This is a genomic window from Streptomyces sp. NPDC058469, from assembly GCF_042721125.1.
Taxonomy (GTDB): domain Bacteria; phylum Actinomycetota; class Actinomycetes; order Streptomycetales; family Streptomycetaceae; genus Streptomyces.
The window spans coordinates 17343-29996 of the sequence record NZ_JBHXME010000009.1 but is presented as its reverse complement, the minus strand read 5'-3'; the positions used below and the strand labels follow the sequence as shown (position 1 = coordinate 29996).

Here is a 12654-nt window from a genome sequence, read left to right as displayed (position 1 = left end):
CACCCCGCCCGCCGACCTCCGTCCCACTCCAGCTCGCCAGTGCGTGCACATCCCGCCTAACCCCCGTCAACCCCACCCCGAATCAACTCCCGCAATCGCTCCCACCCCCGCTCGTACGCGAACGCCTCCACCCCCCACCGCAGCGCCGGCACCGTCCGCACCAGCCCCGACGGGTCCCGCTCCAGGACATGGACCTCGGCGATCCGTCGCCGCCCGGTCCGGTCCCGTACGAGATGCAGGACCACCGACAGGGCTGCCGCCAACTGGCTGTGCAGCGCGGCCCGGTCGAGGCCGGCGGCCGTGCCCAGGGCCTCCAGGCGGGCGGGAACATCGGCCGCCGCGTTCGCGTGGACGGTCCCGCAACCGCCCTCGTGGCCCGTGTTGAGCGCGGCGAGCAGGTGGACGACCTCCGGGCCGCGCACCTCGCCGACGACCAGCCGGTCCGGCCGCATCCGGAGTGCCTGGCGGACCAGGTCCTGGAGCGTGACGAGCCCGGCGCCCTCCTGGTTCGCGGGTCTGCTCTCCAGCCGTACGACGTGCGGATGATCCGGTTTCAGCTCCGCAGAGTCCTCGGCGAGCACGATCCGCTCACCCGAACCGACCAGCCCGAGCAGCGCGCTGAGCAGCGTCGTTTTGCCGCTGCCCGTGCCGCCGCTGATGAGGAACGAAAGCCGTGCCTCGACCAGGGCACGCAGGATGCGGTCACCGCCCGGCGGCACCGTGCCCGCCGTGACCAGTTCGCCGAGCGTGAACGCGCGCGGTCGTACGACGCGCAGCGACAGGCACGTGCAGCCGACGGCGACCGGGGGCAGTACGGCGTGCAGGCGGGTCCCGTCGGGCAGCCGGGCGTCGGCCCAGGGCCGGGCATCGTCCAGTCGGCGTCCGGCCACCGCGGCCAGGCGCTGCGCGAGGCGTCGTACGGCTGCCGCGTCCGGGAAGGAGACGCCGGTCAGCTCCAGGCCGCCGCCCCGGTCGACCCACACCCGGTCCGGGGCCGACACGAGGACGTCGGTCACCGAGGGGTCGGCGAGCAGGGACTCCAGCGGGCCGCTGCCCACCAGTTCGGACCTCAGCTGCTCGGCGGCGCCCAGCACTTCGGCGTCCCCCAGCACCCGCCCCTGCTCCCGCAACGCCTGCGCCACCCGCGCGGGCGTCGGCTCACCCCCGCTCTCGGCCAGCCACCGCCGCACACCGTCGAGCAATCCGACGGGCACCGCTGCCTCGCTACTCGCCCCGCCCTCACTCGAAGCCCACCGCCCCGAAGCACCCGCCGAGCCCCGCACCCGATCGACCCCGACGACCCCGCTCGACCCGGCCCCACCCAAAGCCCACGGCCCCGAAGCACCATCCGAGTCCCTCACCCGCTCAACCCCGACCGCGCCACTCGCCGGGACACCCGTCAAACCGCCGTCCCCCAAAGACGCGCCCCTCGACACATCGGCCGAACCCCCCGTCCCCGCAAGCCCAGGCGCCCTGCTGCCCAAGCCCCCCGCCGCACCGCTCCGGAAGGTCGCACCGCCCCTCCCGGGATTCCCCGTGCTCCTCACCAGCCCCCTCATACGCCACCCACCTCGACCAACGCCCGCTCCAGGAACTCCCGGCAGAACCGCGCCAACGGCCCCCTCCCCGCTGTCCCCGGCGGCGCCTTGCCGTCGTGCGGCCGTAGGAGCCCTGACTCGACGGGCACCTCGCCGGCCAGGGGCAGGCCGAGGAGGCGGGCCACTTCCCGGTCGTCGAGGCCGGGGGCGTACGGCCCGCGCACGGCCACGCGCAGGTCGCGCAGGACCATGCCGACGGCGGACGCCACCCGGCCGGCCGCCGCGACGGCGCGCAGTTCGGCGGGGACCACGAGGAGGCCGACGTCGAGTTGGGCGAGGGACTCGGCGACCCCGTCGTCGATGCGGCGGGGCAGGTCGACCACGACCGTGCCGCCGCGTCGTCGGGCCGCGGCGAGCACCGCCCGCACCGCCTGGGGCGGGATCGCGACGCAGTCGCCGCGGTCCCAGCTGAGCACCCGGAGCGAGTGGAGTTCGGGGAGGGACTCCTCCAGGGCGCCGCCGCCGACCCGGCCGCGCGAGGCGGCGAACGCGGGCCAGCGCAGGCCTTCCGCCATCTCGCCGCCGAGGAGCACGTCGAGTCCGCCACCCAGCGGATCCGCGTCCACCAGGAGCGTGCGCAGCCCCTCACGCGCGGAGGTGACGGCCAGCGCACAGGCCAGCGTGGACGCTCCGGCCCCGCCTCGGCCGCCGATGACGCCCACGGTGAGCGCGGGGCGCCCGACGCCCTCGGCCACGTCGGCGATGCGGTCGACCAGCCACTGCTCGCCGTCGGGCAGCATCAGGACGTGATCGGCACCGATCTCGACGGCTCGCCGCCAGACCCCGGAGTCGTCCTGGTCCCGGCCGACCAGCACCACCCCGCGTCGGCGGGCGGCCCCGCGCACCCGCCGTGCCGCGTCGTCGCCGACCAGGACGAGCGGTGCCGTCTCCCAGCCGCCCTGGCGCTCCGGCACCCCGTGATGGACCTCGGGTGTCGCGCCGGCCGCCGCGCACAGGCGCAGCAGGTCGTCGAGGAGCTCGGCGTCCTCGGTGACGATCAGCGGTCCGCCCTGTCGCCCTCCGGCGGCGTGCGGCGGATCGTGTGTGACAGTTCCGGCCATGTTTTCCATCCCCCATCGCTGTGTCTCTCGCGTCGCCCCTGCGGCCCCGCGATTCCCAAACGTGCGAAGAACCGGTGACCGGCCTCCATATGCACGGCCGACAGAAACCGGCCAAACGCGTCCGGCAAACGGAACCGGCCATGAACTCGCCGCGAGCGAGGACGCGTTGGAATCACGGTGCGGGCATCGCGGAAATCATGTGGATCTTGGTCGAAAACTGTGGACAACTCAGGGCCTGTGAATATCGCCTTCACCCATACCGGTGACCCCTGTACTGACCTCTGTACGAGTTCCACAGCGCAGTCCGCCAACTACACACAGTGACGAGCTCTGGGCATGAAAAAAGGCGGCACCAGCCGCCTCGGGATGGCCTCACGACCACGTACAGGGAAGGAAAACGCGTCCGGACATGCGACGACCCCCACCGGGGGGGAGAGTGGGGGTCGTCTTCACGGCCGACTCGGGGGGGGAGGAGCCGGACCGCGTTAGCACGGTCGCGAACGATCCGTGACTTCCATGGTGTACCCGAGAGGCCTCTCAGGCAAACCCACGCGCCTCACCTTACGCCGAATGGGCTGCGCCTATGCTCTGGGTTGTGGAAAACCACTCCTTGCCCCGCACAGCAGCCTTCTTTGACCTGGACAAGACGGTCATTGCGAAGTCGAGCACGCTCACCTTCGGCAAGTCCTTCTACCAAGGCGGACTGATCAACCGCAGGGCCGCCCTGCGGACCGCCTATGCGCAGTTCGTCTTCCTCACCGGCGGCGCCGACCACGACCAGATGGAGCGGATGCGCAAGTACCTGTCCGCACTCTGCCGCGGCTGGAACGTCCAGCAGGTCAAGGAGATCGTCGCCGAGACGCTGCACGACCTGATCGACCCGATCATCTACGACGAGGCGGCCTCCCTCATCGAGGAGCACCACACCGCCGGCCGCGACGTGGTGATCGTGTCCACGTCCGGCGCCGAGGTGGTCGAGCCGATCGGTGAACTCCTGGGCGCGGACCGGGTGGTGGCGACTCGCATGGTCGTGGGCGACGACGGCTGCTTCACCGGCGAGGTGGAGTACTACGCGTACGGCCCGACGAAGGCCGAGGCGATCAAGGAGCTGGCACAGTCCGAGGGGTACGACCTCGACCGCTGCTACGCCTACAGCGACTCCGCGACCGATGTGCCGATGCTCGAGTCCGTGGGCCATCCCTACGCCGTGAACCCGGACCGCACCCTGCGCCGGGAGGCACTCGCGCGCGGGTGGCCGATTCTGGACTTCAACCGCCCGGTCCGGCTCAAGCAGCGGCTGCCCACGCTCTCCGTACCGCCCCGCCCGGCGCTGGTCATGGCCGCGGCCGTGGGTGCCGCGGCGGCCACGGCGGGGCTCGTCTGGTACGCGAGCCGACGCAGGGCGGCGACCGTTTACGCCGGTTAGTTACCCTTTGAACGTAAAAGTAAAGAAGCGCGGCCAGGGGTTCCGCTTCCTCCAGGGCTGGAGTACAAAGGATTCAACGGCCCGCGAGACCAAGGACATCCGAAAGGATCACCTTAATAACGCATTTGGCCCCACGGACCGCGCATGAACACCGAGCACCCACGCGACGTCGACCCGTCGATTACGGGCCAGCCGCACCAGGTGACGGGCAATGTTCCCGACCTGATGGGCAATATTTCGAGGACGCTTGGTAACCCGGTGGAACATGCCAGCGGCGGTACGAATCCTCGTACCGCCGCATCCCTGTAGCGGCCCCCCAGTAGGGGGCCCTTTTCATATCAACCGACGTCGCTACGCGGCCCCGCGCTGAAGCGCCTCGCACACCGCCGTCGACTCGCGCGCCCCCAGTTCGACCGCCCTGCCGCAGTGCGCGATCCAGCCGGCCATGCCCTCCGGGGTGCCGGAGACATAGCCGTCCAGTGCCGCCAGATAGGCCGCGCGCCCCAGCTCGGCGTGGCCGACCTCCGCCGGGCACACGGACTTCGGGTCGAGGCCGCTGCCGATGAGGACGATCCGCTCGGCCGTCCGCGCGACCAGGCCGTTGTGGGACGCGAAGGGGCGCAGGGCGAGCAGTTCGCCGTGCACGACGGCGGCCGTCACCAGCGCCGGCGCCGACCCGCCCGCGATGATCAGGTCCGAGAGTCCGTCCAGGCGCCCGGACACCTCGGCCGCGCTCGGCAGCGGCAGTTCGACGAGCGGCTCGTCGACCGGCTCCCCCTGCTGTCGCGGCCGTCCGACCGCGTCCTCGTTGCTCGCGGCCGCCACCAGGTGCAGCCGGGCGAGCACCCGGAGGGGCGACTGCCGCCAGATGGACAGCAGTTGGCCCGCCTCGGCGGACAGCCGGAGGGCCGCGCCCATCGTGCGGGCCTCCGCGTCGCCGCTGAAGTCGGTACGCCGACGCACCTCTTCCAGTGCCCAGTCGGCCCCGGACAGCGCCGCCGAGCCACGCGCGCCGCGCAGTGCCGCCTCGGCGGTGATCTCGTTGCTGCGGCGCCGCATGACGCGGTGCCCGTAGACCCGGTCCACGGCCTTTCGCATGGACTCGACGGACTCGGCCACTCCGGGCAGCGTGCCCAGGGCCGCGAGCGGATCGGCGGTCGCACCTGTCGTACTCATGAGTACGACCCTAGCCATCCCGGCGGCGCGCCCCACGATTGAGTGGTCTTCTTTACGCAGGCCTGCCACGTACAGCTATGGCACGACTACGCTTCGTGAACATGAAAATTGCTTTCGTCGGGAAGGGCGGCAGCGGGAAGACCACCCTGTCCTCCCTGTTCGTCCGCCACCTCGCGGCCACCGCCCAACCGGTCGTCGCCGTCGACGCGGACATCAACCAGCACCTGGGCCCCGCGCTCGGCCTGGACGAGGCGGAAGCCGCCGCACTGCCCGCGCTCGGCGAGCACCTCCCCCTGATCAAGGACTACCTGCGCGGCACCAACCCGCGCATCGCCTCCGCCGACACGATGATCAAGACCACCCCGCCCGGCGAGGGCTCCCGGCTGCTGCGGGTGCGCGAGAACAATCCGGTCTACGACGCCTGCGCGCGACCGGTGGAACTCGACGGCGGCGCCGTCCGTTTGATGGTCACGGGCCCCTTCACGGACGCCGACCTGGGGGTCTCCTGCTACCACTCCAAGACGGGAGCGGTGGAGCTGTGCCTGAACCACCTGGTGGACGGGCGCGACGAGTTCTTCGTGGTGGACATGACGGCGGGCTCCGACTCCTTCGCCTCCGGCATGTTCACCCGCTTCGACATCACGTTCCTCGTGGTCGAGCCGACCCGGAAGGGGGTCTCCGTCTATCGCCAGTACAAGGAGTACGCCCGCGACTTCGGAGTCGTCCTGAAGGTCGTCGGCAACAAGGTGCAGGGTCAGGACGACCTCGACTTCCTCCGCGCCGAAGTCGGGGACGACCTGCTCGTGACGGTGGGGCACTCGGACTGGGTGCGTGCCATGGAGAAGGGCCGGCCGCCCCGGCTCGAGCTCCTGGAGGACGCCAACCGCCGCGCCCTGCGCCTGCTGGAGATCGCCGCCGACGCGACGTACGAACTGCGTGACGGGGAGCGCTACACGCGTCAGATGGTGCACTTCCACCTGAAGAACGCGCAGAGTTGGGGCAACGCGCGCACCGGGGCCGACCTGGCTGCGCAGGTCGACCCCGGGTTCGTGCTCGACGAGAGCGTCACCGCCTCCGCGTGAGGCGCTGTCTGAGGCGACGCGTGAGGCGGACCCTCTCCGGACCGCTTACCGCTTGACCGCCGGCGCCCCGGGGACGCCCTTCGGGGCCGGGGCGGGGCGGCCGGTCAGGAAGGACGTCCATCCCGGCTTCGGCACCTGGCCGACGTTCAGGGTGCGCAGCTTCGCCAGGGTCTGCGGGTCCTGGGCGTCCAGCCAGTCGGACAGTTGCCGGAAGGACACGCAGCGCACCTCGGACTTGTTGCAGACCTTCTCGATGACCTCGTCGAGGGCACGCATGTAGGTGCCGCCGTTCCAGGACTCGAAGTGGTTGCCGATGACCAGGGGCGCGCGGTTGCCGTCGTAGGCCCGGTCGAAGCCCTTGAGCAGGCCGTCACGCATCTCGTCGCCCCACCGGTCGTACTTGTCGGGGTCGCCCTGGGTCTGTGTGCCGGACTGGTTGACCATGAAGTTGTAGTCCATGGTCAGCTGCTCGTAGGAGTGTCCGGGGAAGGGGACGAGCTGCATGGACAGGTCCCACAGCCCCTCCTTCTTCTTGGGCCAGATCTGGTCGTTGACCCCGCTGGTGTCGTAGCGGAAGCCCAACTGGCTCGCCGCCTTCATGAAGTTGGCCTGGCCCTCCAGGCAGGGCGTGCGGGCGCCGACCAGTTCCTTGTCGTAGTCGAAGGGCAGCGGAGCCGCCTTCTTCATCCCGGAGTTGGTCTTCCAGCTCTTCACGAACTGCTTCGCCTGGGCGATCTCGCTCTTCCACTCGGCGACCGACCACTCGCCGACCCCGCCGTTCTTCCCGCAGAAGTGACCGTTGAAGTGGGTGCCGATCTCGTTGCCCTCCAGCCACGCCAGGCGCAGCTGCTTCACGGTGTCGGAGATGCCCTGCTCGTCGTTGAAGCCGATGTCCGAGCTGCCGGGCGAGTGCTCCGGGGGCTTGTAGAGGTCGCGTTTGTCCTCCGGCAGCATGTACACGCCGCTGAGGAAGTACGTCATGTTCGCGTGGTTGGCCTTGGAGACCTTGCGGAAGTGGGAGAACAGCTTCTGGCTGTCCTCACCGGCGCCGTCGAAGGAGAAGACCACGAACTGCGGGGGCTTCTGGCCGGGCTTGAGCCGCTCGGGTCTGGGCAGATGCGGCTGCGCCCCGGTGTACGACGTGGAGCCGTCCCCGATCAGGCGGACTCCGCTCTTGGGTGCCGGGGCGGGCGCCGCCTTGTGCGGACCGTGCGCTCCGTGCGGGGAACCGTTGTCACCGATCGCGCAACCGGCGAGCGACGCGGCACAGGCCGCGGCGATCACTGCGCCCGCGGTGATCCTCTGGGTGGCGGCCATGTCCGCCCACCTTCTTCCTTCGTTCGGACCGACGCCGATCAGGGCGTTTTCTGGCGATGCGCCGGGAATCCCGGCAGCGCCGCCAAGGTCGCACGGGGCCGAAGGTGGGATTAGTACGACAAGCCGATGAAATTCCCACTTCACTCTCTACGGGGACTTATTAGCCCATTCGCCCGCAAACTCTATGCTCGACCTTTACTCTGCATTACGATCCATTTACCGAGCGTTGAGATATCCCGCCGCTGCACGCCGTGACCCACGGCCGCGACCGACCCCCGCCATCGACGGGGACCACCTGTTCCGCGACCGCGCTGCCCCGGAGGAGACGGGAAGACATGTCAGCCTGCGTACCCACCCGCGCCACCGACTCGACCGTGGATCGGACGAAGCGCATCCACCAGCCGCACAGCCCGCCGCCGCCGCACCGCCGATTCCGTATCGCGGGCGCCGATGTGTCGGCCTCCATCGCGGTCTTCCTGATCGCCCTCCCCCTGTCCCTCGGCATCGCCCTCGCCACCGGCGCGCCCCTCCAGGCCGGCCTGGTCGCCGCCGCCGCGGGCGGACTCGTCGCCGGTCTGCTCGGCGGCTGCCCTCTCCAGGTCAGCGGCCCGGCCGCCGGACTCACCGTGGTCACCGCCGACCTGATCCACCGTTACGGATGGCGTACGACCTGCGCGGTCACCGTCCTCGCCGGCCTCGCCCAACTCGCCCTGGGCTGCGTGCGCGTGGCCCGCACCGCGCTCGCCGTCAGCCCAGCGATCGTGCACGGCATGCTCGCCGGCATCGGTGTCACCATCGCCGTCGCCCAGCTGCACATCGTCCTGGGCGGCACCCCACAGAGCTCGGTCCTCGCCAACCTCCGTGCGCTGCCTGCCCAGTTGGCGGGCCTGCACCCCGCCGACGTGGCGATGAGCGTGCTGACGCTGGCCCTTCTGCTGCTGTGGCCGCGTGTTCCCGGCCGGCTGGGGCACCTGATGCGCAAGATCCCGGCCGCGCTCGTCGCCGTCGCCGGAGCCACCCTCACCGCCTCCCTCGCCGGGCTGAGCCTGGCCAAGGTCGATCTGCCGTCCTGGAGCAGTCACGCGCTGGCCGGACTTCCCGAGGGCCCGGTGCTCGGCGTCGCCGCCGCCGTGCTCACCACCACGCTGGTGTGCAGCGTGCAGTCGTTGCTCGGCGCCGTCGCCGTGGACAAGCTGGTCGCCGGGCAGCCCGGGCTCTCCGCCCGCGTCGGCCGCTCCGACCTGAACCGCGAACTGCTGGGCCAGGGCGCTGCCAACATCGTCTCCGGCGTGCTCGGCGGACTGCCGGTCGCGGGTGTGGCCGTACGGAGTTCGGCGAATGTGCAAGCCGGTGCCGTGAGCCGGAACTCCACGATGCTGCACGGCGTTCTCGTAGTAGCAGCCGCGCTGCTGATGGTCCCGGTGCTGGAGCTGATCCCGCTCGCCTCGCTCGCCGCACTCGTGATGGCCGTCGGCATCCAGATGGTGTCCCTGCACCACATCCGCACGGTGACCCGCCACCGAGAAGTGCTGGTCTACGCCGTCACCACCCTCGGCGTGGTGTTCCTCGGTGTCCTGGAGGGCGTGCTCCTCGGAGTCACCGTGGCCGTCGCCGTCGCACTCAACCGCCTTGCCCACACCTGCATCACGCACGACGAGAAGGAAGGAGTCCATCACGTACACGTCCGAGGGCAGTTGACGTTCCTCGCGGTGCCGCGGCTCAGCCGCACCCTGCATCTCGTACCCCAAGGCGCCCACGTCGTCGTGGAGTTGGACGGTTCGTTCATGGACCACGCGGCGTACGAGTCACTGCAGGACTGGCAGAACGCGCACACCGCACGAGGGGGCTCCGCCGAACTGATGGGACGGCGTACGGGAGTTCGTGTCGCCGAGCCGGGCCGCACCGGGAGTGAGGCAAGACCGGCCGACACCGCGGCCGGCGCGACGAGCGGTACGACGACCGAGGCTCCGGCCCGAACCACGGCCGACGCTCCGACCGACGAGCCGACGACGTCGACCGCCTGCCGCTGCCACCCCTGGACGCCCTGGCGCAACCACCAGTGCGACCACCCGCGTTCCGCCCCGTCGAGCGGACACCCCGGCGAGCCGACGGACCGTTCCGCACCCGGCACAGCCGCACGGGGCGACACCGGCGCGGACACCCACCCCGGCGCCGGCAAGGAGACCGGCCCCGGCGGCCACCAACTAGCGCGTGGCATCAGCGCGTTCCAGCGCAACACCGCGCCGCTCGTGCGCGGGGAGCTGGCCCGGCTGGCCAGGGAAGGGCAGCGGCCTTCGCAGCTCTTCCTGACCTGTGCCGACTCGCGGCTGGTGACGTCGATGATCACCTCCAGTGGTCCCGGTGACCTGTTCGTCGTGCGGAACGTGGGCAACCTCGTGCCGCCGCCCGGCGAGGAGAGCGGGGACGACTCGGTGGCCGCCGCGATCGAGTACGCGGTGGACGTGCTGCGCGTGAGATCGATCACGGTGTGCGGGCACTCCGGGTGCGGGGCCATGCAGGCGCTGCTCAACTCCGAGCCCGGGGGCGCCCGGACGCCGCTGAAGCGGTGGCTGGGGCACGGGGTGCCGAGCCTGGAGCGGATGGCCGACGACGGCCGGCCCTGGGCGCGGCTCGCCGGAAGGGCGCCCGCCGACGCCGTGGAACAGCTGTGTCTGACCAATGTGGTGCAGCAGTTGGAGCATCTGCGGGCGCACGAGTCGGTGGCGCGGGCGTTGCGGGAGGGGGCGTTGGAGCTGCACGGGATGTATTTCCACGTGGGTGAGGCTCAGGCGTATCTGCTGAGCGGGGAGGACGGGGACGAACTGTTCGACGGCGTGGGGGTGGCGGACATGTCGGCCTGAACCTCGTTCACCCGGCGTCCGTGGGTACGAAAGACCCTCGCCACACACCTCTGCCCGCAGGTCCGATGACAGGTCTAAACCAATATTTCGGCGACCCTTGTCATCGGACCCCCGGGTCTGATGAGCTGGCCCGGGACACAACGGACACCCTGGGAAAGGCAGATGCCGTGAGCAACGAAAGCCTGGCCAACCTGTTGCGCGAGGAGCGCAGGTTCGCACCCCCCGCGGACCTGGCGGCGAACGCCAATGTCACGGCGGAGGCGTATGAGCAGGCCAAGGCTGACCGGCTCGGCTTCTGGGCCGCGCAGGCCCGCCGCCTGAGCTGGGCGAAGGAGCCGAGCGAGACGCTGGACTGGTCGAACCCGCCGTTCGCCAAGTGGTTCAAGGACGGCTCGCTCAACGTGGCGTACAACTGCGTGGACCGGCATGTCGAGGCGGGCAACGGCGATCGCGTCGCCATCCACTTCGAGGGCGAGCCCGGCGACAGCCGTGCGATCACCTACGCCGAGCTGAAGGACGAGGTCTCCAAGGCCGCGAACGCCCTGCTGGAGCTGGGAGTTCAGAAGGGCGACCGGGTCGCCGTCTACATGCCGATGATCCCGGAGACCGCGGTCGCGATGCTGGCCTGCGCGCGCATCGGTGCCGCGCACTCGGTGGTGTTCGGCGGTTTCTCGGCGGACGCGCTCGCGACCCGTATCCAGGACGCGGACGCCAAGGTCGTCATCACCACGGACGGCGGCTGGCGGCGCGGCAAGCCGTCCGCGCTCAAGCCGGCCGTGGACGACGCGGTCGACCGCGCGGACAGCGGCGTAGAGCACGTGCTGGTCGTCCGTCGTACGGGCCAGGACGTCGCCTGGAACGACGAACGGGACGTGTGGTGGCACGAGATCGTCGAGCGGCAGTCGGCGGAGCACACCCCCGAGGCGTTCGAGGCGGAGCAGCCGCTGTTCATCCTCTACACCTCCGGTACGACGGGTAAGCCCAAGGGGATCCTGCACACCTCCGGCGGCTACCTCACCCAGGCCGCGTACACCCACCACGCCGTCTTCGACCTCAAGCCGGAGACCGACGTCTACTGGTGCACGGCCGACGTCGGCTGGGTCACCGGCCACTCGTACATCGTCTACGGCCCGCTGGCGAACGGCGCGACCCAGGTCATGTACGAGGGCACCCCGGACACCCCGCACCAGGGCCGCTTCTGGGAGATCGTGCAGAAGTACGGGGTGACGATCCTGTACACGGCGCCCACCGCGATCCGTACGTTCATGAAGTGGGGCGACGACATCCCCGCGAAGTTCGACCTCAGCAGCCTGCGCATCCTGGGATCCGTCGGCGAGCCGATCAACCCCGAGGCGTGGATCTGGTACCGCAAGCACATCGGCGCCGACAGGACGCCGATCGTGGACACCTGGTGGCAGACCGAGACCGGCGCGATGATGATCTCGCCGCTGCCGGGCGTGACCGAGACCAAGCCCGGTTCCGCGCAGACACCGCTGCCCGGCATCTCCGCGACGGTCGTCGACGACGAGGCGAACGAGGTCCCGAACGGCGGCGGCGGTTACCTGGTCCTCACCGAGCCGTGGCCGTCGATGCTGCGCACGATCTGGGGCGACGACCAGCGGTTCCTCGACACGTACTGGTCGCGTTTCCCGGGCAAGTACTTCGCCGGTGACGGTGCGAAGAAGGACGACGACGGCGACATCTGGCTGCTCGGCCGCGTGGACGACGTGATGCTCGTGTCCGGGCACAACATCTCCACCACCGAGGTCGAGTCGGCGCTCGTCTCCCACCCCGCCGTCGCCGAGGCGGCCGTGGTGGGCGCGGCCGACGAGACGACCGGGCAGGCGATCGTCGCGTTCGTCATCCTCCGCGGCACCGCGAACGCCGACGACGAGAACCTCGTCGCCGACCTGCGCAACCACGTCGGCACCGTCCTCGGCCCGATCGCCAAGCCCAAACGGGTCCTCCCGGTGGCCGAGCTGCCGAAGACCCGCTCCGGCAAGATCATGCGCCGACTGCTGCGGGACGTGGCCGAGAACCGGCAGCTGGGAGACGTCACCACCCTGACCGACTCCACCGTCATGGACCTCATCCAGGACAAGCTCCCGGCCGCGCCCAGCGAGGACTGACCTG

The 12654-nt window shown here is 70.6% G+C and carries 9 protein-coding genes; 5 read left to right on the top strand and 4 right to left on the bottom strand.

Annotated features, from left to right (window positions below; all coding sequences use genetic code 11):
* Window positions 1–56: 56 nt before the first annotated feature.
* Together ACFWP5_RS07585 and ssd are read right to left on the bottom strand one after the other, a co-directional pair.
* Window positions 57–1214, bottom strand: coding sequence for a TadA family conjugal transfer-associated ATPase (locus ACFWP5_RS07585; RefSeq protein WP_384151778.1), 1158 nt, complete (start codon window positions 1212–1214; stop codon window positions 57–59).
* 341 nt (window positions 1215–1555) lie between these two features.
* On the bottom strand, window positions 1556–2659 hold the full coding sequence (gene ssd / locus ACFWP5_RS07580; RefSeq protein WP_384151775.1) for a septum site-determining protein Ssd: 1104 nt from the start codon (window positions 2657–2659) through the stop codon (window positions 1556–1558).
* A gap of 583 nt (window positions 2660–3242) precedes the next feature.
* On the opposite strand from ssd, the gene ACFWP5_RS07575 reads away from it, so the two are divergent.
* Both ACFWP5_RS07575 and ACFWP5_RS07570 read left to right on the top strand, forming a co-directional pair.
* Window positions 3243–4085 (top strand): HAD family hydrolase, encoded by an 843-nt coding sequence (locus ACFWP5_RS07575; RefSeq protein ID WP_384151772.1) that lies wholly within the window; start codon window positions 3243–3245, stop codon window positions 4083–4085.
* Window positions 4086–4229: 144 nt separating this feature from the next.
* On the top strand, window positions 4230–4394 hold the full coding sequence (locus ACFWP5_RS07570; RefSeq protein WP_158697987.1) for a hypothetical protein: 165 nt from the start codon (window positions 4230–4232) through the stop codon (window positions 4392–4394).
* 42 nt (window positions 4395–4436) lie between these two features.
* Here ACFWP5_RS07570 and ACFWP5_RS07565 read toward each other — a convergent pair whose 3' ends face one another.
* Window positions 4437–5261 carry an oxidoreductase gene (locus tag ACFWP5_RS07565; protein WP_384151769.1) on the bottom strand — a complete coding sequence of 275 codons (825 nt, stop codon included), beginning with the start codon at window positions 5259–5261 and terminating at the stop codon, window positions 4437–4439.
* Window positions 5262–5362: 101 nt separating this feature from the next.
* Between ACFWP5_RS07565 and ACFWP5_RS07560 the strand changes: the two genes are divergently transcribed.
* Complete coding sequence (locus tag ACFWP5_RS07560; RefSeq protein WP_384151767.1) at window positions 5363–6343, top strand: ATP-binding protein; 981 nt, start codon at window positions 5363–5365, stop codon at window positions 6341–6343.
* 45 nt (window positions 6344–6388) lie between these two features.
* On the opposite strand, the gene ACFWP5_RS07555 is transcribed toward ACFWP5_RS07560, so the two are convergent.
* The gene (locus ACFWP5_RS07555) at window positions 6389–7660 is read right to left on the bottom strand and encodes a hypothetical protein (RefSeq protein WP_384151764.1); all 1272 of its coding nucleotides are present in this window, start codon (window positions 7658–7660) and stop codon (window positions 6389–6391) included.
* A gap of 335 nt (window positions 7661–7995) precedes the next feature.
* Here ACFWP5_RS07555 and ACFWP5_RS07550 point away from each other — a divergent pair, with 335 nt between their 5' ends.
* On the top strand, window positions 7996–10521 hold the full coding sequence (locus ACFWP5_RS07550; protein ID WP_384151761.1) for a SulP family inorganic anion transporter: 2526 nt from the start codon (window positions 7996–7998) through the stop codon (window positions 10519–10521).
* Between the two features lie 125 nt (window positions 10522–10646).
* Window positions 10647–12650: an acetate--CoA ligase gene (acs, locus tag ACFWP5_RS07545; RefSeq protein ID WP_384151987.1), complete on the top strand. Its 2004-nt coding sequence runs from the start codon at window positions 10647–10649 to the stop codon at window positions 12648–12650.
* Window positions 12651–12654 lie beyond the last annotated feature (4 nt).

What these genes read in the sequence shown, in the direction of transcription:
- ssd (WP_384151775.1), bottom strand. Translation starts at nt 2,659, where the DNA reads ATGGCCGGAACTGTCACACACGATCCGCCGCACGCCGCCGGAGGGCGA.
- ACFWP5_RS07575 (WP_384151772.1), top strand. Translation starts at nt 3,243, where the DNA reads ATGCTCTGGGTTGTGGAAAACCACTCCTTGCCCCGCACAGCAGCCTTC.
- ACFWP5_RS07570 (WP_158697987.1), top strand. Translation starts at nt 4,230, where the DNA reads ATGAACACCGAGCACCCACGCGACGTCGACCCGTCGATTACGGGCCAG.
- ACFWP5_RS07565 (WP_384151769.1), bottom strand. Translation starts at nt 5,261, where the DNA reads ATGAGTACGACAGGTGCGACCGCCGATCCGCTCGCGGCCCTGGGCACG.
- ACFWP5_RS07560 (WP_384151767.1), top strand. Translation starts at nt 5,363, where the DNA reads ATGAAAATTGCTTTCGTCGGGAAGGGCGGCAGCGGGAAGACCACCCTG.
- ACFWP5_RS07555 (WP_384151764.1), bottom strand. Translation starts at nt 7,660, where the DNA reads ATGGCCGCCACCCAGAGGATCACCGCGGGCGCAGTGATCGCCGCGGCC.
- ACFWP5_RS07550 (WP_384151761.1), top strand. Translation starts at nt 7,996, where the DNA reads ATGTCAGCCTGCGTACCCACCCGCGCCACCGACTCGACCGTGGATCGG.